Origin of the sequence: Terrimesophilobacter mesophilus (assembly GCF_014200375.1) — a bacterium.
Taxonomy (GTDB): Bacteria; Actinomycetota; Actinomycetes; order Actinomycetales; family Microbacteriaceae; genus Terrimesophilobacter; species Terrimesophilobacter mesophilus.
Genome location: NZ_JACHBP010000001.1, coordinates 552,112 through 572,230, shown reverse-complemented (window position 1 = coordinate 572,230; position 20,119 = coordinate 552,112). Strand labels below are relative to the sequence as shown.

General features: G+C 66.8%; 21 protein-coding genes. 18 read left to right on the top strand and 3 right to left on the bottom strand.

Annotated elements, in window-relative coordinates:
• Positions 1-30: 30 nt before the first annotated feature.
• Complete coding sequence (locus BKA04_RS02785; protein WP_232841944.1) at positions 31-1,353, bottom strand: MFS transporter; 1,323 nt, start codon at positions 1,351-1,353, stop codon at positions 31-33.
• Positions 1,354-1,432: 79 nt separating this feature from the next.
• On the opposite strand from BKA04_RS02785, the gene BKA04_RS02780 reads away from it, so the two are divergent.
• From BKA04_RS02780 to ndk, 7 genes are all read left to right on the top strand, one after another.
• A complete protein-coding gene (locus BKA04_RS02780) occupies positions 1,433-1,999 on the top strand; it encodes a TetR/AcrR family transcriptional regulator (protein ID WP_104095043.1) in 567 nt (188 codons plus the stop codon).
• A gap of 15 nt (positions 2,000-2,014) precedes the next feature.
• Positions 2,015-2,368, top strand: coding sequence for a GntR family transcriptional regulator (locus BKA04_RS02775; RefSeq protein WP_104095042.1), 354 nt, complete (start codon positions 2,015-2,017; stop codon positions 2,366-2,368).
• Positions 2,365-3,366 carry a DUF1648 domain-containing protein gene (locus tag BKA04_RS02770; protein ID WP_104095041.1) on the top strand — a complete coding sequence of 334 codons (1,002 nt, stop codon included), beginning with the start codon at positions 2,365-2,367 and terminating at the stop codon, positions 3,364-3,366. The genes BKA04_RS02775 and BKA04_RS02770 overlap by 4 nt, the downstream gene beginning before the upstream one ends.
• 232 nt (positions 3,367-3,598) lie before the next feature.
• Complete coding sequence (gene ileS, locus BKA04_RS02765) at positions 3,599-6,934, top strand: isoleucine--tRNA ligase (RefSeq protein WP_104095040.1); 3,336 nt, start codon at positions 3,599-3,601, stop codon at positions 6,932-6,934.
• Positions 6,927-8,318, top strand: coding sequence for a bifunctional folylpolyglutamate synthase/dihydrofolate synthase (locus tag BKA04_RS02760; protein ID WP_104095039.1), 1,392 nt, complete (start codon positions 6,927-6,929; stop codon positions 8,316-8,318). The genes ileS and BKA04_RS02760 overlap by 8 nt, the downstream gene beginning before the upstream one ends.
• Positions 8,315-8,704 (top strand): DUF4233 domain-containing protein, encoded by a 390-nt coding sequence (locus tag BKA04_RS02755; protein WP_104095038.1) that lies wholly within the window; start codon positions 8,315-8,317, stop codon positions 8,702-8,704. Before BKA04_RS02760 ends, BKA04_RS02755 begins: the two co-directional genes overlap by 4 nt.
• Positions 8,701-9,123, top strand: coding sequence for a nucleoside-diphosphate kinase (gene ndk, locus BKA04_RS02750; protein ID WP_104095037.1), 423 nt, complete (start codon positions 8,701-8,703; stop codon positions 9,121-9,123). The genes BKA04_RS02755 and ndk overlap by 4 nt, the downstream gene beginning before the upstream one ends.
• A gap of 21 nt (positions 9,124-9,144) precedes the next feature.
• Here ndk and BKA04_RS02745 read toward each other — a convergent pair whose 3' ends face one another.
• On the bottom strand, positions 9,145-9,747 hold the full coding sequence (locus BKA04_RS02745) for a vitamin K epoxide reductase family protein (RefSeq protein ID WP_104095036.1): 603 nt from the start codon (positions 9,745-9,747) through the stop codon (positions 9,145-9,147).
• A 261-nt stretch (positions 9,748-10,008) separates the two neighbouring features.
• Here BKA04_RS02745 and BKA04_RS02740 point away from each other — a divergent pair, with 261 nt between their 5' ends.
• Complete coding sequence (locus BKA04_RS02740; RefSeq protein WP_104095035.1) at positions 10,009-12,297, top strand: Rne/Rng family ribonuclease; 2,289 nt, start codon at positions 10,009-10,011, stop codon at positions 12,295-12,297.
• Here the strand turns inward: BKA04_RS02740 and BKA04_RS02735 are convergent.
• Complete coding sequence (locus BKA04_RS02735) at positions 12,294-12,569, bottom strand: DUF4031 domain-containing protein (RefSeq protein ID WP_104095034.1); 276 nt, start codon at positions 12,567-12,569, stop codon at positions 12,294-12,296. The genes BKA04_RS02740 and BKA04_RS02735 overlap by 4 nt on opposite strands.
• Positions 12,570-12,587: 18 nt before the next feature.
• Here BKA04_RS02735 and BKA04_RS02730 point away from each other — a divergent pair, with 18 nt between their 5' ends.
• The 10 genes from BKA04_RS02730 (at position 12,588) to BKA04_RS02685 (ending at position 20,109) form a co-directional block, all read left to right on the top strand.
• Positions 12,588-13,163 carry a hypothetical protein gene (locus BKA04_RS02730; protein ID WP_134542216.1) on the top strand — a complete coding sequence of 192 codons (576 nt, stop codon included), beginning with the start codon at positions 12,588-12,590 and terminating at the stop codon, positions 13,161-13,163.
• Positions 13,164-13,273: 110 nt separating this feature from the next.
• Positions 13,274-13,582 carry a 50S ribosomal protein L21 gene (rplU, locus tag BKA04_RS02725; RefSeq protein WP_104095032.1) on the top strand — a complete coding sequence of 103 codons (309 nt, stop codon included), beginning with the start codon at positions 13,274-13,276 and terminating at the stop codon, positions 13,580-13,582.
• Between the two features lie 12 nt (positions 13,583-13,594).
• Positions 13,595-13,849, top strand: a complete 255-nt coding sequence (rpmA, locus tag BKA04_RS02720; protein WP_104095031.1) for a 50S ribosomal protein L27 — start codon at positions 13,595-13,597, stop codon at positions 13,847-13,849.
• Positions 13,850-13,972: 123 nt separating this feature from the next.
• Complete coding sequence (gene obgE / locus BKA04_RS02715; RefSeq protein WP_104095030.1) at positions 13,973-15,514, top strand: GTPase ObgE; 1,542 nt, start codon at positions 13,973-13,975, stop codon at positions 15,512-15,514.
• Positions 15,507-16,319, top strand: a complete 813-nt coding sequence (gene proB, locus BKA04_RS02710) for a glutamate 5-kinase (RefSeq protein ID WP_104095029.1) — start codon at positions 15,507-15,509, stop codon at positions 16,317-16,319. The genes obgE and proB overlap by 8 nt, the downstream gene beginning before the upstream one ends.
• A 52-nt stretch (positions 16,320-16,371) precedes the next feature.
• Positions 16,372-16,575 (top strand): hypothetical protein, encoded by a 204-nt coding sequence (locus BKA04_RS02705; protein ID WP_104096595.1) that lies wholly within the window; start codon positions 16,372-16,374, stop codon positions 16,573-16,575.
• A gap of 10 nt (positions 16,576-16,585) precedes the next feature.
• Positions 16,586-17,188, top strand: a complete 603-nt coding sequence (gene nadD / locus BKA04_RS02700; protein ID WP_104095028.1) for a nicotinate-nucleotide adenylyltransferase — start codon at positions 16,586-16,588, stop codon at positions 17,186-17,188.
• Between the two features lie 374 nt (positions 17,189-17,562).
• Positions 17,563-18,738: a hypothetical protein gene (locus tag BKA04_RS02695; protein WP_183320692.1), complete on the top strand. Its 1,176-nt coding sequence runs from the start codon at positions 17,563-17,565 to the stop codon at positions 18,736-18,738.
• Between the two features lie 38 nt (positions 18,739-18,776).
• A complete protein-coding gene (rsfS, locus tag BKA04_RS02690) occupies positions 18,777-19,133 on the top strand; it encodes a ribosome silencing factor (RefSeq protein ID WP_104095026.1) in 357 nt (118 codons plus the stop codon).
• A 1-nt stretch (position 19,134) separates the two neighbouring features.
• Complete coding sequence (locus BKA04_RS02685) at positions 19,135-20,109, top strand: hypothetical protein (protein ID WP_104095025.1); 975 nt, start codon at positions 19,135-19,137, stop codon at positions 20,107-20,109.
• Positions 20,110-20,119: the final 10 nt, after the last annotated feature.

The following is a 20,119-nucleotide window of genomic DNA, read 5'->3' as shown; positions in this document are numbered from 1 at the left end:
CCCGCGCCCGGCACGGGGTGAGTCGCGGTGTTACGACTCGTCGATGACCTCGTCGCGCACGCGGATGCGAACGGCGATGAGCGAGGCCACGAGCGTGAGAATCGACAGCAGGGCGAGGACGATCCCCGGATGCCACCATGCGCCATCCGTCGCGGTGGAGAGCGCTTGCGTCGCGAGCGGGATGAGCCCGGAGATGACGGCGGCGACGCTGTAGGCGATCGAGAGTGCGCTGTAGCGCACCGGGCCGCTGAACAGGTCCGACATGAGCCCGCCGAGTCCCGCCCAGGCCAGGGTCGGCAGGATCCCGCCGATGATCATGGTCCCGACGAGGATCGGGAATGTGGCGAACTGCAGCATCCAGTACATCGGGAACGTGATGAGCAGGGTACCGAGAGCCCCGATCGCGACGACCCGCGCGGAGCCGATGCGGTTCGCCCAGACCCCGAAGAGGGGGATCGTCACGAGTTGCAGCAGACTGCCGATGAGGGTCGCCTCAAACAGCTCCTGGTAGGAGAAACCGAGGATGTTCACTCCGTACGCCATCGTGTACGTGTTCATGAGCGAGTAGGAGCCGATGCCGAGCAGCGCGGCCCCGATCGCGACGACGACGGCGAAGGGATGCGTGCGGAACACATCGAGCACCGGCACGCGCGAACGGCGCCCGGTGTCGATGAGGTTCTTGAAGATCGGCGTCTCGTCGATCGCGAGCCGCAGATAGAGCGATACCGCGAGGAGGGGGAAGGCGGCCAGGAATGGCAGTCGCCAGCCCCAGGCGAGCATGTCCTCCGAACTGAGGGTGAGTGTCAGGAGCAGGAACAGTGCACCGGTGAGGATCGTTCCGACGGGCGAGCCGAGCTGCGGGAGCGCAGCGTAGAACCCGCGCTTGCGGTAGCTTGCGTGCTCGGTGGCGAGGAGGATCGCGCCACCCCACTCTCCGCCAAGGGAGAGGCCCTGGACGATCCGCAGCAGTGCCAGCAGGATCGGGGCGAGGATGCCGATGCTCGCGAAGTCGGGGAGGATGCCGATCGCTCCTGTCGCGACGCCCATGATGCCGATCGTCCAGAGAAGCGTGCGTTTGCGGCCGATGCGGTCACCGAGGTGCCCGAAGATGACGGCGCCGATGGGCCGGACCAGGTAGGACATCGCGAGCAGCAGGAACGACAGGATGGTGCCTGCCGCGCGGTCCTGCTCCGGGAAGAAGAGCGGCGCGCTGAAGATCGCGCTGAAGTAGGCGAAGACGTAGAAGTCGTACGATTCGAGGGATGTTCCGACGAACGACGCCCAGACGACCTTGCGAGCCACCTTCGGTTCGGTGGGTTGGACGGCCAGGGGCTCGAGCTCTGTCGCGGTCACGCGCAGCCTTTCGGTTCGGGATGGACGGGAAGTGGATTGTTAGACTCAGTCCAGAAATTGATACTAGTGGAGTTCAGGGATGAATGGCGAGCGTGTGACGGTGGGGCGTCCTCGGGCGTCGTCGCGGGGCACGATCGAGGATGCCGCCGCCGAGCTCTTCCTCGAGCAGAGCTATGACGGGACGACGATCGACGAGATCACCCAGCGGGCCGGCGTGAGTCGAGCGACGTTCTTCAACTACTTCTCCTCGAAGAGCGACCTGCTCTGGATGGACGCCGACCACGCGATCGAGAGGCTCGAGGAGTGTCTCGCATCCGGGGCGCCGCTTTTCGACTCGGTGGCACTGGTCGCCGCGGAGGTCGGCCCGGAGCGTGTTCCGCTCGCGGTCACCCAATCGGATGTCATGGGCACGCGCGATGAGCTCGTCGCGTCGGGTCTTGCCCGGGTTGCCCGCGTGGCGGCCCTCGTGCATGCAGCCATCGCCGCCGAGACCGGACAGGGCCGCGGTGGACTCGCACTCACCGTGCGCGCCAACTCCGTGGCCGGTGCGATCGTCGCCGCCTGGGGCGCCTGGATCCGGGGCGGCGTCGCGCGCCGACCGCTCTCCGACTACATCAGTGACGCTCTTGCACTAGTCCAACTATAACAATAGACTAGACGGGTGCTCATCCGAATCGACCCGTCCTCCGGCGTCCCGCTGTTCGACCAGCTGGCCGGCAGCATCCGGGCGTCGACCATCACCGGGGCGATCGCGCTCGGCGAGCGGTTGCCGTCTGCGCGGGAGCTCGCGCAGTCGCTCGACATCAACGTGCACACCGTCCTGCGCGCGTACCAACTGCTCCGCGACGAGGGTCTCATCGAGCTGCGGCCAGGGCGCGGTGCGATCGTGACGGGCCGGCCATCCGGCGGGTATGAGCACCTCAACACGGCCGTCGAGGCGGTCATCGCTGAAGCGCGCAAACTCGAGATCGCCCCGTCAGCGCTCGCCGCACTCATCAGGGAGGCCTACCAGTGACCGACACCGCGCAGCAGACCAGGGTGACGAGGACCAGGGCGGTCGCCCTCGGCGCGGTCGTGCCCACCGCGATCGCGGTCGTCACCGCGGCGATCACCCTGTCGTGGTTGCCGCAGCTTCCCGATCCGATCGCCGTGCACTGGTCGGGCGCGGGGCCGGATGGCTTCGGCCCGGCGCTTCCGTTCGTCCTTGCGCCGCTCGTCATCACGATCGTGTTCAGTGTCTTCGTCGCGTTGTGGTCCTGGCGGCCGACGCCATCCGGGCGCCTGACCTGGAATCAGAAGTTCCTCGTCGTGACAAGCCTCTGGCTGGCCACCATGCTCAATGTCGGCTTCGCCGCGTCGCTCGCAGTGCAGCGCGGGCTCTCCGATGCGCACGAGGCGCCGGATGTCGGCCTGTGGCTCGCGATCGGAGCCGGAGCCGGCCTCCTCCTCGCGGTCGTCGGCTGGTTCGTGTTGCCGCCGGCCGAGACGGTCGACGAGGCAGGATCAGAGCCGAGACGCGTGGATGTCCAGGGGCAGGAGCGCATCTCCTGGTCGCACTCGGTTCGACTCAGCAACGCTGCGCTCGCCGTCATCGCATTCGTGGTCGCGATCGCTCTCGTCACGGCGATCCTGGTGTCGCTCGCCTCGCGCGCCGCGAGTGTCGTCGCCATCCTCACCCTCGTCTTCGTCGCCCTCCTCGCGGCGACCACCACCTGGTGGCGGGTATCCGCCGATCGCCGCGGCTTCATCGCGGCAGGCATCTTCGGCTGGCCTCGCAAGCGGATCCCGCTGCACGGCATCCGCTCGGTGCAGGTCGTCGAGGTCGATCCGTCGCGCGATTTCGGCGGCTGGGGCTGGCGCTGGGGCGGCAACGGGCGCACCGGGATCATCGCGCGCGCTGGGGAGGCGATCGAGGTGACGCAGGCGAACGGAAGGCGTTTCGTGGTCACTGTCGACGACGCGGCGACCGGCGCCGGCGTGCTCGCCGCGCTCCTGGCGCAGCGCACCCGCTGACCGGGTAGAATCGTGCCAGAGGCATCGAGCCGGCCATCACCGGGGAGCCTTCGGAAGAACGTTGCGCACTGGCGTCTCGGCGGTCGGTGAAGCAACAGGTAGAACCGAACGGTTGGGCCCGTCATCGCCTGCAATGAGTGGCAGTTCTCCGGAACTGCAAGCGAGGTGGTACCGCGGCATCCGTCGTCCTCGTGTTGACACAGCACCAGCGTCCAGCACGAGGAATGACCAGATGACCTACCCGCTTTCCGCAGACGGCGAACCGGCAGAGCCGCTCAGCCCGAGCCCGCGATTCCCGGAGCTCGAGGAGCGCATCCTCGCCTTCTGGCAGAAGGATGACACCTTCCGCGCATCCGTCGCCCAGCGCGAGGGTGCCCAAGAGTGGGTCTTCTACGACGGCCCTCCGTTCGCCAATGGACTCCCGCACTACGGCCACCTGCTCACCGGCTACGCGAAAGACCTGTTCCCGCGATTCCAGACCATGCGCGGCAGGCAGGTGCACCGGCGCTTCGGATGGGACACCCACGGTCTCCCGGCAGAGCTCGAGGCGGAACGCCAGCTGGGCATCACCGACAAGAGCCAGATCGAGGAGATGGGCATCGCCGCATTCAACCAGGCCGCGCGCGAGTCCGTGCTCAGGTACACGAAGGAGTGGGAGGAATACGTCACCCGGATGGCCCGCTGGGTCGACTTCGAGAACGACTACAAGACGCTCGACGTGACATTCATGGAGTCCGTGCTCTGGGGCTTCAAACAGCTCTACGACAAGGGGCTCGCCTACGAGGGTTACCGCGTGCTGCCGTACTGCTGGCGCGACCAGACCCCGCTCTCCAACCACGAGCTGCGGATGGACGACGACGTCTACAAGATGCGGCAGGACCAGTCGGTCACGGTCACGTTCCCGCTCACCGGGGAGAAGGCGGATTCGCTCGGCCTCGCCGGCGTCGACGCGCTGGCCTGGACGACGACGCCGTGGACCCTGCCCACCAATGCTGCGCTCGCCGTGGGTCCCGGCATCGAGTACGCGGTGGTCCCGGCCGCTGACGGCGGCGCGCGCTATCTGCTCGCCGCCGACACGATCGCCTCCTATGCGAAGGAACTCGGCTACGCCACCGCGGAGGAGGCCCGCGCCGCGATCGAGCGGACCGTGCTCGGCACTGAGCTCGCCGGCATCCGCTACGAGCGCCTGTGGGACTACTACGCGGATGCCGAGGAGTACGGCACCGAGAACGCCTGGCAGATTCTCGTAGCGGAATATGTCGAGACCGGCGAGGGAACCGGCATCGTGCACCAGGCCCCCGCCTACGGCGAGGACGACCAGCTCGTGTGCGCGCAGGCAGGCATCCCGGTCATCCTCTCCGTCGACGACGGGGGGCGCTTCCTGCCCGTGATCGAGGGCGTCTCCGGCCTGCAGGTCTTCGACGCGAATCCCGTGCTCATCAAGCAGTTGCGCGCGATGGGCCGCCTCTTCAAGGTCGCGAGCTACGAGCACAGCTACCCGCACTGCTGGCGTTGCCGCAACCCGCTCATCTACAAGGCGGTGTCGAGCTGGTTCGTGAAGGTGCCGGAATTCCGTGACCGGATGGGCGAACTGAACCAGGAGATCAACTGGGTGCCGGAGAACGTCAAGGACGGCCAGTTCGGCAAGTGGCTCTCGGGCGCCCGCGACTGGTCGATCTCCCGCAACCGTTACTGGGGCTCGCCCATCCCGATCTGGAAGAGCGACAACCTCGAGTTCCCCCGCGTGGACGCCTATGGGTCGCTCGCGGAACTCGAACGCGACTTCGGCCGGATGCCGGTGAACACTGCGGGGGAGCCGGACCTGCACCGACCGTTCATCGACGAGCTGACCCGTCCGAATCCAGATGATCCAAGCAGTCGGTCCACCATGCGGCGCATCGAGGACGTGTTCGACGTGTGGTTCGACTCCGGGTCGATGCCGTACGCACAGGTGCACTATCCGTTCGAGAACGAGGACTGGTTCGCAAGCCACAGCCCCGCCGACTTCATCGTCGAGTACATCGGGCAGACGCGCGGCTGGTTCTACGTCATGCACGTGCTCTCGACCGCGATCTTCGACCGCCCCGCCTTCACGAACGTGCTCAGCCACGGCATCGTGCTCGGCAGCGACGGGCAGAAGATGTCGAAGAGCCTGCGCAACTATCCCGATGTCTCCGAGGTCTTCGACCGCGACGGCGCGGATGCCATGCGCTGGTTCCTCATGTCGTCCTCCGTCATCCGCGGCGGCAACATCAGCGTCACGGAGGAGGCGATCCGCTCCGGGGTGAGGGAGTTCCTCCTGCCACTGTGGAACACGTATTACTTCTTCGCCCTGTACGCGAACGCCGCAACTCCCCAACCGGCGGGCGGATACCGCGCGACCTGGCGCACCGATTCCGCCGGGTCGCTCGATCGCTACATCCTCGCGAAGACCCGACGGCTCATCGAGGAGGTCACGGTAGACCTCGAGGCGCTCGACTCACCCCTCGCGGCTGCCAAGCTCGGCGACTTCGCCGACGTGCTCACCAACTGGTACGTGCGGCGAAGCCGTGATCGGTTCTGGGCCGGTGACAACGGCGAGGCCGACTGGCGCGACGCCTTCGACACCCTTTACACGGTGCTGGAAACCCTCACCCGTGTGGCCGCGCCGCTCGCACCGCTCATCGCGGACACCGTCTGGAAGGGCCTCACGGGCAAGCGCAGCGTGCACCTCGAGGACTGGCCGGTCGCCGAGGAGTTCCCCGAGGACGAGGGATTGGTCACGGCGATGGATCGCGTTCGCGAGGTCGCATCGGCCGGACTCGCGTTGCGGAAGTCGACCGGTCGCCGAGTCCGGTTGCCTCTGGCGGCCCTGACGGTCGTCGGCGACAGCAGCGGGATCGACCGGTTCAGCGACATCCTGAAGGACGAATTGAACGTGAAGCATCTCGTGTTCGTGCCGCTGGCCGAGGGCGGACTCGGCGACTTCGGCATCACGAGGAGGCTGTCGGTGAATGCCCGCGCCCTCGGCCCACGCGTCGGCAAGGACGTGCAGCGGATCATCCAGGCTTCGAAATCGGGCGACTGGAGCATCGACGGCGGCACCGTGACGGCGGGCGGAACCGCGCTGCTCGATGGAGAGTTCGAGCTCGTCCTGGAGTCGGCCGATCCGTCCAACGCGGTGGCCTTCCTCGACTCCGAGGGATTCGTGATCCTCGACACCGTGACGACTCCGGAGCTGGAGGCCGAAGGGCTCGCCAGGGATGTCATCCGCGCGGTGCAGGATTCCCGCCGCTCCGCCGGACTCGACGTGAGCGACCGGATCGACCTGCGTGTGTACTTCGCCTCGCGCGACGAGGCGGCGGCCGTGGACGAGTTCAGGCGGATGATCGCGGACGAGACTCTCGCGACCGACATCGATGTGCTCGCCGCGGAGTCGTTCGACGGCGACTATCCGGGGCTCGAAGCGCTCGCGGCGGCGCACGGAACGGGCGATGCGTTCCGCTCGCTCGTGACCGCGGGCCAGTATGCGAACATCGGTGACATACTCGTCGAACTGGACCGCCACGGCAAGGGGATCGATGTCTGAGAAGCGCGACGAAGAAGACCCGGAGATCGGCAACAACGCGCTCTTCCAGGTGCAGGCGGATCGGGTCTACGCCGAGTTGCTCTCGCGGGTCGGCGAAGCCAACCCGCAACCGCGGCTCGGTCCGACTCGCAGGGTGGCTGAGCTGCTCGGCGACCCGCAGCGGGCGTACCCGATCATCCACATCACGGGAACGAACGGCAAGACGAGCACGAGCCGCATCGCCGAGAGCATCCTGAGGGCGCACGGTCTGCGCACCGGGCTGCTCACGAGCCCGCACCTCGTGCGGATGAACGAGCGCATCGTGATCGACGGCGATCCCATCGGCAACGAGGCGCTCGCGGCCAACTGGGACGACATCCGGCCATACCTGGCCATGGTGGATGCCGAACTCGAGGCCGCGGGGGAATTGCCCGTGACGTTCTTCGAGGCGCTCACCGCGCTCGCGTTCGCGTGTTTCGCGGATGCGCCGGTCGACGTCGTCGTCCTCGAAGTGGGGATGGGCGGCGAATGGGACTCGACCAACATCGCGGACGGGCAGGTGGCGGTGTTCACTCCGATCGCTCTCGACCACATGCACCGGCTGGGGAGCACCATCGCCGAGATCGCGACGACGAAGGCCGGCATCATCAAGCCCGCGGCGAGCGTCGTGTCTGCGAAGCAGACCCCCGAAGCGCTCGCCGCCATCGAGCGTGCTGCCGAACTCACCGAATCGACTGTGGCGATCGAAGGAGGGGCCTTCGCGCTCGAGTCGACGACGATCGCCGTCGGCGGGCAGGTCATTGCGGTTCGAGGACTTGCCGGCCGGTACCCGGATCTCTTCCTCCCGCTGTTCGGCGACCACCAGGCCGTCAACGCCACCGTGGCGATCGCCGCCGTCGAGTCCTTCCTCGGCGGTGCGACGCAGCCGCTCGACCACGACGTCCTCGCAGAGGGTCTGGCCACCGCGACCTCTCCCGGCCGACTGCAGATCCTCGGCATCGAGCCGACGGTGCTCATCGACGCCGCCCACAATCCGCACGGTGCGAGGGCGCTCGCCGCGGCCATGAAGTCCTATTTCACCTTCGCCGAGCTGACGATCGTGCTGGGGGTGCTCGAAGACAAGGATGCCCGCGGCATCATCGACGCGCTCGCCCCGTTGGCCGACCGTTTCCACGTGACCCGCTCGCACTCCGATCGGGCTATCCATGTCGACGCACTCGCCTCGCTCGTTCTCGAGGAGACCCATGATGGCGCGACGTACGAGTTCGACAGTCTCGACGACGCCATCGCCGGCGCGCGCGAATGGGCGGCCGATGCCCCCGGCCGCGGCGTTCTCATCACGGGCTCGATCACGCTGATCGGCGAGGCGATCGAACTCGCGACCGAACAGGGCTGGAAGCGATGACGTCGCAGGCTCCGCGGATGCGCCGGGTGCGCACGGCCACAGAATCGCTCCTGTCCATCGTGCTGGGGCTCGAGGCAGCCCTCCTGTTCTTCGTGACGGTCACGGCGTTCGGGCTTCGGGTCCTCGCTCCCGCGGTGGCCTTCGGTGGCGGCGCGGCGCTCTTCATCCTCTTCCTGGTCGCCGCTTGGCTCGTGCGGTATCCGGCGGGGGTCTGGCTCGGCTGGCTTCTCCAGGCGGTCCTCATCGCCACGGGCGTCATCCTCGTGCTCATGTATTTCATCGGAGCCGGATTCGCAGCCCTCTGGGTCTACTGTTTCATCACCGCACGCAGACTGGACCGCAAGAACTTTCCGACGACCGACAAGACTGCCAGGGAGGCACCGTGAACGACCCCGTTGAAGAAACCCTCATCCTCGTGAAGCCGGACGGTGTTGCCCGCAGCCTCACCGGCGAGATCCTGCGCCGCATCGAGGCGAAGGGGTACCAACTGGTGGACATCCGCCTCATCCAGGCCGATCGGGACCTTCTTGCCAGGCACTATGAGGAGCACCTGGGGAAGCCGTTCTACGAACCGCTCGTCGAGTTCATGGAGAGTGGGCCGGTTGTCGCGATGCGTGTGGCGGGCAACCGCGTGATCGAAGGGTTCCGGATGCTCGCGGGCACGACGGACCCGACGACTGCCGCTCCCGGCACCATCCGCGGGGACCTCGGGCGCGACTGGGGACTCGCCGTGCAGCAGAACCTCGTGCACGGCTCGGATTCGCCCGAGAGTGCCGCCCGCGAGCTCGCGCTCTGGTTCTCCTGATCTGAGCGCCGGGGCGCCCGGTCAGAAGAGCGAACTGATCACGTCGAGCCGGACCTGGGCGATCGCGGCCACCACGAGGTAGCTCGCGATGGTGATGAGGGGAACCCATCCGAGCGCCGCGGTGAAGAACCTCCTCGCGCCCGGCGTCACCGGAATGTGGCCCCTCGACAGGTTGTAGAGGGTGACGGCCCAGAACAGCGGGATCGTGACACTCCACACGACCATGCACCACGGGCACAGTGTGAAGAGATTGAAGATGCTCTGGTAGATCAACCAGCACACGAATGCGAGGGCGCCGACGACACCCAGGTTGAACAGGATCCAGAACCAGCGCGCGAATCGGGCGCCGGCGAGGATGCCGACACCGACCGCGATGGGTGCGACGAAACCGCACAGCCCGAGAATCGGGTTCGGGAATCCGAACACCGAGCCCTGCCAGGATTCGAGATTCCTGCCGCACTGGACAAGAACACTGAAGTCGCAGCCCAGACTCGAGCCGGGATCCGTGAGCGTCTGGAACTTCGCCATCGTCAACTCCCAGGAGGCGTAGACGCCGATGATTCCGGCGAGGATGAGGAATCCGGCGAAGACGACAGGACGGCGGGTCGTAGCGGTGGTGCTCACACTCGCGATTATTGCACGCGCCCAAATCGGGATTGACGGGAATGCGTGCGATAATGGCTGCAGTCTTCCGGGCCGCGCCCGGGACGACGAGGACAAGCTTCCCGGTCTCTGAACCGGGCAACGGCGAATCGCCCGGCGATTCGCACCAGAAAGCGTGTGAACGCAAAGGATTAGCGGTGGACGGCTGAGGTCGGCACCGCACGAGGATTACCCGGCGGGGTGGCGCGGTTTCCCGCACCGGGCACTAGGAGTGCACCAGCAATGGTGGAGACAAACGAAAACAACAAGAAGAAGTCCCGTGTCTTCGGTGGCCGCAGAGCCAGGAACACCGCGGAGGCCGCAGGCGGATCCGCAGCGCAGGACGCGCCGGTCGAGACGGCTGCCGCTGCACCCGCAAAGACCGTGAGGAAGAGGACCGCGCCTCCGAAGTCAGCGTCGGATGCCGCGGCGGCGAAGCCGGAATCGAAGACTGAGCCGAAGAAGGCACCGACCGTCACCGTGTCTCCGCTCGCGCCGCTATTCCAGGCCCCTGACCTGCCGCCGATGCCGGAGCGCCAGAGGAACCGCCCCGGCGACGACGAAGAGACCTCGACCGTTCGTCGACGCACCCGCCGTCGTTCCGGCGAGGAGGGCGACGCGGACTCCAACCAGCCCAATACGGTCGTCAAGGTGCGCCAGCCGCGTCAGCAGGCCGCTCCGAGCAACGAACCCCAGCGGGTCAAGGGCTCCACAAGGCTCGAGGCGAAGAAGCAGCGCCGCCGCGATGGCCGGGATGCCGGGCGTCGCCGTCCGGTCATCACCGAAGCCGAGTTCCTCGCCAGGCGCGAAAGCGTCGATCGCGCGATGATCGTGCGGTCCAGGGACGATCGCATCCAGATCGGCGTCCTCGAGGATGGCGTGCTCGTCGAGCACTACGTCGCGAAGGCGCAGGATGCCTCGCTCATCGGCAACGTCTACCTCGGCCGCGTGCAGAACGTCCTTCCGAGCATGGAAGCGGCCTTTGTCGACATCGGGCGCGGACGCAATGCTGTCCTGTACTCGGGTGAGGTGGACTGGGATGCCGCGGCGGAGAACTCGAGCGACGGCAAGCAGCAGGCCCGCCGCATCGAACTCGCGTTGAAGCCGGGAGACAAGGTCCTCGTGCAGGTGACCAAGGACCCGGTCGGCCACAAGGGCGCTCGGCTCACGAGCCAGGTGTCCCTGCCGGGACGCTACCTCGTCTACGTGCCGAACGGTTCGATGAACGGGATCTCTCGCAAACTTCCCGACACCGAGCGCGCGCGACTCAAGAAGATCCTCAAGGAGGTCCTTCCGGAGAACGTCGGCGTCATCGTGCGTACGGCGGCCGAAGGGGCGACGGATGAGCAGCTGACGCTCGACGTGAATCGGCTGACCACCCAGTGGACGGAGATCAGCAGAGCCGTGGAGAACTCCCAGGCGCCCGCACTCCTGCACAGCGAGCCGGACCTTCTCGTGAAGATCGTCCGCGACGTCTTCAACGAGGACTTCCAGAAGCTCGTCGTCGCCGGCGACGACGCCATGGCGACGATCCAGGGCTACCTGAGCGCCGTCGCCCCGGATCTCGCCGACCGCGTCGCGAAGTACGAGGGCGAAACGGATGCGTTCGACGAGTTCCGCATCTCCGAGCAGATCGAGAAGGCACTGGACCGCAAGGTGTGGCTGCCATCCGGTGGGTCTCTCGTCATCGACCGAACCGAGGCCATGACCGTGGTCGACGTCAACACGGGAAAGTTCGTGGGGTCGGGCGGAAACCTCGAAGAGACGGTCACGAAGAACAACCTCGAGGCGGCGGAGGAGATCGTGCGCCAGCTGCGGCTGCGCGACATCGGCGGGATCATCGTCGTCGACTTCATCGACATGGTTCTCGAGTCGAACCGCGACCTCGTCCTGCGCAGGCTCGTGGAGTGCTTGAGCCGTGACCGCACGAAACACCAGGTCGCGGAGGTGACGTCGCTTGGGCTCATCCAGATGACCAGGAAGAAGCTCGGGCTCGGGCTGCTGGAGTCGTTCAGCGAACCGTGCGACGTGTGCGCAGGCCGAGGGATCATCGTGCACCACGATCCCGTCACGAAGCACAGGCAGTCTCCGCAGCCGGAACCCAAGCGCGGGCGCGGCAAGGGGAACCAGTCGGCCGCGTCGAAGGCCGGCAATGGCAACGGCGGCACGCACGCGATCACCGAGGACGTGAAGAACGCTCTCGCGAAGATCGCGGCGAGCACGATCGCGCCCGCGATCGAACTCGCGGACCAGCCCGAACCGGAGCCGGATGCCGCCCCGAAGCCGGTCGTCGACGCAGGGCCGGTGGATGACGCCGAGCCCGCCGTCGCCATTCTGGACATCCCGGTCCCCAAGTCCGCCAGGTCGCAGCGTTCCGCCTCCGCGAAGGACACGGCCAGCGCGAAGGACACCGAGAAGCTGCTGGATACCGTCCTCGACGCACTGCCGGAACAGGAACCGTCGAAGGCGGCTGCTCCCCGACGGTCGCGGAGGGCATCGACCGCCGGTGGCGCGGTGGCGACGACGGACTAGTCCCTGGCGCGCCGTTCGCGCTGGGTCACGCGCAGTCCGCTGGACTCCAGCCGCTTCACGAGTTCGCGGTTGCTCACCGGCTGGGCGCCGGATGCCACGAGCTCCGCGTAGCGGTGCTCCGGAACGTCATAGTGATCGAGGTCGAAGGACCGGGGCGGCAGTCCGGCGGCTTTCGCGAAGGCGTGCAACTCGTCGAGAGAGGTGTCGCTCACGAGATGCGACCAGAGTGTGTCGTGGGCGGGCCATCTAGGCTGGTCGATGAGCACCGTCATGAGTGAAAGTCTAGGAGCGTGATTCGGATGCGAGGCTTCGCGAGCCTGTTCGGCCGCAGGGGAGTGCTGGCGGCTGCGTCCGCCGCACTCATCATTCTCGGCACCTACGTCGTCCAGAGGCTTCTGAGCTCGCTGCTCTATGCCGGTGTGATGATCTCCCAGGGTGCCGTCGACGGACTGTTTCCCTCGTTCCTCCTCGGCACCGTTCTCGGGGTGCTTCCGTTCGTCATCGGGGTGTTCCTGAGCCTGTGGCTTCTCGCGCCGGTCGCGGCGGAACTCCACATCGCCCACGTCATCACCCGCTCGCTCCTGGCGGCGGCGTGCGGCGCCGTCATCGTCTTCGTCGTGACCCTGCTCGAATCCTTGTTCAGCCATTACGACGTATCGTCCGGCCAGGTCTTCGGATGGGCATTCGGGCTGTTCTCGACGGTGTCCGCCAGTGCCGGATGGGCGTTCTCGAACGCGTTGTTCGGCGCCCTGAACCTCGCCATCAGTCTCGCCCCGATCACCATCCTCGCGTGCGTGCTGCTCTGGATCTGGCTGCGGGCACACCCGGCGAAGCATCCGGTCGCCGGGCTCATCGACGAGGTTTGACCGAGTTGCAGAACATCAAGTAGTATTGACCTTCGGCGTGTGCTGGGCTGAGCCCGCTTTCTACGCCAACGTCTTCAATCAGGACAGTCTTTCAACAGTGAGGGTTCCACGTGGTTTACGCAGTTGTGCGCGCCGGCGGTCGGCAGGAGAAGGTCGAGGTCGGCTCGATCGTCGTTCTCGACCGCATCAAGGCGGACAAGGACGGCAACGTCGAGCTCGCGCCGGTCTTGTTCGTCGACGGTGACAAGATCACCCACGACGCGAAGGCACTCGCGAAGATCACCGTGACCGCCGAGGTCGTCGGCGACCTGCGCGGACCGAAGATCAACATTCAGAACTACAAGAACAAGACCGGGTACAAGCGTCGCATGGGGCACCGCTCCGAGCTCACCCGCGTCAAGATCACCAGCATCAAGTAAGGGGCTGCACTCATGGCACACAAAAAGGGAGCAAGCTCCACCCGTAACGGTCGCGACTCGAACGCGCAGCGCCTCGGCGTCAAGCGCTTCGGCGGCCAGGTCGTGAGCGCCGGCGAGATCATCGTCCGCCAGCGCGGCACCCACTTCCACCCCGGAACGGGCGTTGGCCGTGGCGGAGACGACACGTTGTTCGCACTCGAGGCCGGCGCGGTCGAATTCGGCGCGAAGGGCGGCCGCAAGGTCGTCAACATTGTGGCGGCGGAGTAGCGAGAGTCTCGGTTTCGTTTGCTTCGAGACGATCGCTGCGCGATCTCCTCAGGGAACGATTCGGACAGGTAGGCGGGCTACGGCCCGCTTGCTGCCGTTAAGGGCGAGGGAAGGGAGAACACCATGGCGACATTCGTCGACGAGGTGACCCTTCACCTGCGCGCCGGAAACGGTGGCGACGGCTGCGTCTCGGTGCGCCGCGAGAAGTTCAAGCCGCTGGCGGGCCCCGACGGCGGCAACGGCGGCGACGCGGGCGACATCGTGCTCGTGAGCGACCCGCAGGTCACGACTCTCCTCGGCTTCCACCGTGCACCGCACCGCAAGTCGGACAATGGCGGCCCGGGCATGGGAGACAATCGCAGTGGTTTCGGCACGCCCGATGTCGAGCTGGCCGTTCCGGTCGGCACGGTCGTGAAGGATGCCGACGGCGTGGAGCTTGCCGACCTGGCCGAACCGGGGATGCGCTTCGTCGCGGCTGCGGGCGGACAGGGCGGTCTCGGGAATGCGTCGCTCGCGAGTACGAAGCGGAAGGCGCCCGGGTTCGCGCTCCTCGGCACACCGGGCTGGGAGGGCGACGTCGTACTCGAGCTCAAGGTCGTCGCGGACATCGCCCTCGTCGGATTCCCGTCCGCGGGAAAGTCCAGCCTCGTCGCGGCGATGTCGGCCGCGAAGCCGAAGATCGCCGACTACCCGTTCACGACGCTGCATCCGAACCTCGGGGTCGTGCAGGCCGGGGAGGTCAGGTACACGATCGCGGACGTCCCGGGTCTCATCGAGGGTGCGAGCGAAGGCAAGGGCCTCGGGCTGGAGTTCCTGCGCCACGTCGAGCGGTGCTCCGCGCTCGTGCACGTCCTGGACTGCGCAACGCTCGAACCGGGTCGCGACCCGATCAGCGATCTCGACGTCATCCTGAAGGAACTCGCTGCGTACCCGGTTCCGGACGGCCAGCTTCCCCTGCTCGAACGGCCGCAGCTCGTCGCGCTGAACAAGATCGACGTCCCGGAGGGCCGCGACCTCGCCGAACTGGTGCGTCCGGATCTCGAGGTCCGCGGCTACCGCGTCTTCGACATCTCCACCGTCAGCAGGGAGGGTCTCGCGCCCCTGTCGTTCGCTCTCGCCGAGCTCGTCACCCAGACCAGGCTGGCACTCGAGCCGACGCGCCCCCGCATCGTCGTTCGGCCGAAGGCGGTCGACGATGGCGGATTCCAGATCCGCATCGAGGGAGGCTCCGGAGGAAACGTCTATCGCGTGCTCGGTGCCAAGCCGGAACGATGGGTCGCCCAGACGGACTTCACGAACGACGAAGCGGTGGGCTTCCTGGCCGATCGACTGGCGAAGCTCGGAGTGGAAGACCAATTGTTCAAGTCCGGGGCTGTCGCCGGGTCTACAGTGGTCATTGGCGCTGGCCGCGGTGTCGTCTTCGACTGGGAGCCGACACTCACGTCGACAGCCGAGCTGATGACAAGTCCGCGCGGTGCCGATGCCCGCCTGGATGCATCGAAGCGTCCGACCCGAAGCGAACGACGCGGCGACTACTTCGCCCGCATGGACGCGAAGGCCGCAGCGCGCGCAGAACTCATCCGCGAACGCGAAGCCGGGATGTGGACGGATGACGAGGGCTTCGCCATCGACCGAGACAAGGACACCGACGACGAGAATGTCTGACTCCATCACGACGCACGCCGAGGTTCCTTCGGCACGTCGCGTCGTCGTGAAAGTGGGTTCGTCGTCGGTGAGCGGTGCGAACGCAGCCCAGATTCCGATTCTCGTGGATGCTCTCGCCGCGGCACACGCACGCGGCACGGAGGTCATCCTCGTGTCGTCGGGGGCTATCGCGACCGGCATGCCCTACCTCAGACTCGATGGGCGTCCCACCGATCTTGCGACCCAGCAGGCCGCGGCCGCCGTGGGTCAGAACGTCCTGATCTTCCGCTACCAGGAGAGTCTCGACCGTCATCGGATCGTGGCCGGCCAGGTGCTTCTCACGGCCGGCGATCTCGAGAATGCCGCGCACCGCACCAACGCCCAACGCGCCATGGAGCGGTTGCTTGCCCTGCGCATCCTGCCGATCGTGAACGAGAACGACACGGTGGCGACCCACGAGATCCGCTTCGGCGACAACGATCGGCTCGCAGCGCTCGTCGCCGAACTGGTGGGCGCTGACCTGCTCCTGCTCCTGTCGGATGTCGATGCCCTCTACACGCGGCCACCGCACGAACCGGGCGCCGAGCGTATCGAGGTCGTGACGCCCGATGATCCTCTCGAGTCGATCGAGTTCGGAGGCATCGGGTTCACCGGTGTGGGCACAGGGGGAGCGAGAACCAAGGTGTCGGCGGCAAGGTTCGCCGCGGCGGCAGGCACACCCGTGCTGCTGACCTCGACCGAACACGTTGCCGACGCGCTTGCCGGCGTGGAGCTGGGCACCTGGTTCGCAGCGGAAACCGCCCGAACTCCCACCAGGACACGATAGATTGTGAGTGGCGCCGGTCGACGATGGATGGCGTCATCCGAACGGAGATGAAATGCTTCTGCTTGCTGTTTCTGCCGCCGAAGAGCACGCGGCACCCCTCTCGATGCCGAACTGGGCGTTCGCGCTCACCGCTTTCATCATCTTCCTCATCGTCGGCCTCGCGGCATGGAGCTTCCGCGATGTAGCGAACCGCCACGCCCACCGGGTTCCCGCCAGCGACGCGCACCACGGTGCAGAAGAGCATTCGGAACACTAGGCGAACCACCATGGCCGCCCCCACGCAGAAGCGTGCTCGCATCGGCGTGATGGGTGGAACTTTCGACCCCATCCACAACGGCCACCTCGTCGCCGCGAGCGAAGTCCGTCGCCACTTCGACCTGGATGAGGTCGTCTTCGTTCCGACCGGTGAACCGTACCAGAAGCGCGACGTCTCGGCGCCGGAGCATCGCTATCTCATGACCGTCATCGCCACGGCATCCAACCCGGACTTCACGGTCAGCAGGATCGACATCGACCGCGGCGGACCCACCTACACGATCGACACGCTTCGGGAGCTGCGCAGGGCGCGCCCCGATGCCGAACTGTTCTTCATTTCGGGGGCGGATGCCGTGGCGCAGATCCTGGATTGGAAGGACGCGCACGAGCTTTTCACCCTCGCCCACTTCGTAGCTGTGAGCAGGCCGGGACATCCGCTGACCGTTTCCGGATTGCCGGAGGAGCACGTAAGCTTGCTAGAAGTGCCTGCGCTGGCCATCTCATCCACGGATTGCCGCAGTCGGGTCAGCCGGGATTTCCCGGTGTGGTATCTGGTTCCCGATGGGGTCGTTCAATACATCTCCAAGTACCATCTGTATCGGAGTTCTACGTGACAACCTGGCAAGACGAGCAGCCGCTGAGCCGGCGTGCACTCCGGGAGAGCGAGCGCGCTCACGTCCAGGCCACGATGTCGGACACGGGTGAGGTCGAGACCTCGAAAACCGACCTTGATCAGCAAATCTGGTCCGAAAGCTCGATGCCGGAGCCGCTGCATTACTCCACTCAGGTACGATCGCCATCGCCCCCCGTGGATGAGCCCCTTCGCCGGCAGAGACAGTCGGGTGCGGCGAGGCCGTCGAGCGATTCCGGGTCGTATCGGCTCCGCGACTTCTCGCCGGAGAATCGCGGATCGTCGTTCTCCTCCACCCAGTCGGCACCGTGGACTCCACCCGCAGCCGGGAGTGAGGATCTCCGCTATCACACCTCCGTGGGCATGGATAGACCGGGGCCGACGGCCTACTCGGCCCCCGCATCCACACCCCCAGTCGTGGTTACACCCGAGGATGTCTCCCCGCGCGAATCGGACGCGCGATCGACGGTGGTCGACGCCCCCCTGGAGCAGACCCTCACACGCCGCCAATTGCGCGAGATGCGCGAGGCGGCAGAGCCCCGCATGGTCGAGGTCGCACCGCTCGTGGAGCCGGTGACCGAGCACCCGAACCAGGACACCACGGATTCGACGAGAGAGTCCGTGAGAGAGAGCGCCCAGAGCGCTGAACTCGCTGCAGCGATGGCGGAATTCGACAAGCTGTATCAGGCGCGGCAGGAGATCCCGGACCTCATCGAGCCACCGGTCAGGGATCGGAGTGCTCAACAGATCCCGTCCGTTGAGGATGTCGTCGCTCAGAACGCCCCTGTGGCCGACGATGCCGTCACCGCGACGCCCGAGCCGGAGCCCGTCGTGCAGTCGCCAGTCGCACCGGAGCCCGTCGCACCGGAGCCCGTGGTGCAGGAGCAAGCGGTGCAGGAGCAAGCGGTGCAGGAGCGAGTCGCTCCGGAGGCCATCGCACCGGAGCCCGTCGTCCCTGCGTCGATCCCCGCCCCGCCCCCGTCGCTCCCGTCCACCGAGGCGGTCGCCTCCGGGCCGATGCGCGAGATCATCACGGCCCCGGAGGTCTACTCGGCACCGGCAGGCCACTGGTCGAACCAGCCGAACATCGATGAGGTCGTCGGTACGGCCACGGGTCCGCACACGCGCAACATCGCCGCGAGCGACGCGATCACGACGAGCGCGCTCGTCCTTCCCTCGTTCCCGAGCACATCGCCGCTCACCGGTCCGGTCAGCGGCACGGGGGAGATCCTGATCACCGGTACGATCGACCTGCCGCGCAGCCTGGGAATGAACGGGTTGCATCCGTCCCGTTACGACCGCCCCGACCTCGACTCGATCATCGACGCCGGCGATCGCGAAGACTCTGCACCGGACTCCGCTCCCGTGCGCGCGGTGCGTGCGGTGAGCACGTACACGTCCTCACAGGGCATCATCAACACGAAACGCCCCAAGGGCAACAACATGCCGATGATCCTCTCGATCACTGCCGGGGTCATGATGGTCGGCGTCGTCGTGCTGGTCGTCGCCGGGATGATCTTCAAGATCTTCTGATTCGTGACGATCACATCCGGAACCTTCGCGGAGCGCGCATGACGGCGTCCGCCCGCGCCCTCGAGCTGGTCGCGCGCGCCGCATCCGCAGCCGACTCGAAGCAGGCGACGGATCTCGTCGCGCTCGATGTGTCCGCACAGCTGCCGTTCGCGGATGTCTTCCTCCTGGCGAGCGGGCGCAATGAACGGCAGGTCATGGCGATCGCCGACGAGATCGAGGAGAAGCTCATCGAGAGCGGCGCGAAGCCGCTTCGTCGGGAGGGAAGAGCTGAGGGCCGCTGGATCCTGCTGGACTTCGGTGACCTCGTCGTCCACGTGTTCCACGAGGAGGATCGCCTCTATTACTCGCTCGAGCGCCTGTGGAATGACTGCCCGGTCGTGCCTCTCGGGGTGTGAGGTGATCGAACTTCCTCGCTGGGATGCCGAGCCAGGGGATGCGGGGCGCTGTGTTGCCGCGATCGACGCGTGGGCAGCGGCCCTCAGCGACACCGATGCCGTGGCGGCGTTCGCACCCGATCCGGCGGCCCGGATGTCCGGCAGCTCCGGCGAGCCGCTCCTCGACGCGCTCGAGTCCTTCGCCGGCGAGCACTGGGACTTCCGTTCCGGCCGTGAACGCAATCTCGCCGCGAATGCGTCGTTGACGGCGAGGCAGATCGAGGCGATCGACTCCGCCGCGGCGCTGCTCGGACTTGACGGCACGTCGCCGCCGTCCCGGCCGGGCTACGACGCCGTCATCATGACCGGCGGCATGGTCCGGGCGGGGATCGTCAAACCTCGATATCTCCGGGAGCTCTACGACGCCGGGCTCGCGTGGCGCGAGGGTGTCTTCCTCGGTGCGTTCCGGACGTTCGCCGGGGACGAGGCGACGCTGGGGAGAGCGCTGGGCGTCGACGGCGACAACGAGTTCGATGCCATGACCGCCGGCATGAGGCAGGCATTCGGCCGTGGACGTCCCGACCGCAGCGAGCACTCCGGTGAGGCGGATGCCCCGCCAGGATATGCGGACTGGCGCGTCGATTCCTGGAACTGGAACGAGCGCGTCCTGCAGGTGGTGGCCGCTCCATCGTCGGACCCGATGCAGCGGCGAGCGAACACCGCGGACACGTTCCGCTTCTGGGCGGTGCGGGCGGGCGACATCCGGTCTGTGCTCGTGATCACGACGCCGGTCTACGTCCCGTACCAGGGCGCGGCGGCGATCGAGGTCCTCGGCCTCGAGTTCGGTTTCTCCGTGGAGACCGTAGCGGTCAGCCCAGCCGCGAGCGACCTGGGGGAGAACAGCCAGGTCTTCCTTCCCCAGCATCGCGCACAAGAGCTTCGCTCCGCCATACACGGGTATCGCAGCCTGAGGGCGAGCCTCACCGCCGGCGGGTGACGGCTCTTCT

Coding starts and splice junctions, on each gene's coding strand:
- BKA04_RS02780 (WP_104095043.1), top strand. CDS start 1,433: ATGAATGGCGAGCGTGTGACGGTGGGGCGTCCTCGGGCGTCGTCGCGG.
- ileS (WP_104095040.1), top strand. CDS start 3,599: ATGACCTACCCGCTTTCCGCAGACGGCGAACCGGCAGAGCCGCTCAGC.
- BKA04_RS02760 (WP_104095039.1), top strand. CDS start 6,927: ATGTCTGAGAAGCGCGACGAAGAAGACCCGGAGATCGGCAACAACGCG.
- BKA04_RS02755 (WP_104095038.1), top strand. CDS start 8,315: ATGACGTCGCAGGCTCCGCGGATGCGCCGGGTGCGCACGGCCACAGAA.
- BKA04_RS02740 (WP_104095035.1), top strand. CDS start 10,009: ATGGTGGAGACAAACGAAAACAACAAGAAGAAGTCCCGTGTCTTCGGT.
- BKA04_RS02735 (WP_104095034.1), bottom strand. CDS start 12,569: ATGACGGTGCTCATCGACCAGCCTAGATGGCCCGCCCACGACACACTC.
- rpmA (WP_104095031.1), top strand. CDS start 13,595: ATGGCACACAAAAAGGGAGCAAGCTCCACCCGTAACGGTCGCGACTCG.
- obgE (WP_104095030.1), top strand. CDS start 13,973: ATGGCGACATTCGTCGACGAGGTGACCCTTCACCTGCGCGCCGGAAAC.
- proB (WP_104095029.1), top strand. CDS start 15,507: ATGTCTGACTCCATCACGACGCACGCCGAGGTTCCTTCGGCACGTCGC.
- BKA04_RS02705 (WP_104096595.1), top strand. CDS start 16,372: ATGCTTCTGCTTGCTGTTTCTGCCGCCGAAGAGCACGCGGCACCCCTC.
- nadD (WP_104095028.1), top strand. CDS start 16,586: ATGGCCGCCCCCACGCAGAAGCGTGCTCGCATCGGCGTGATGGGTGGA.
- rsfS (WP_104095026.1), top strand. CDS start 18,777: ATGACGGCGTCCGCCCGCGCCCTCGAGCTGGTCGCGCGCGCCGCATCC.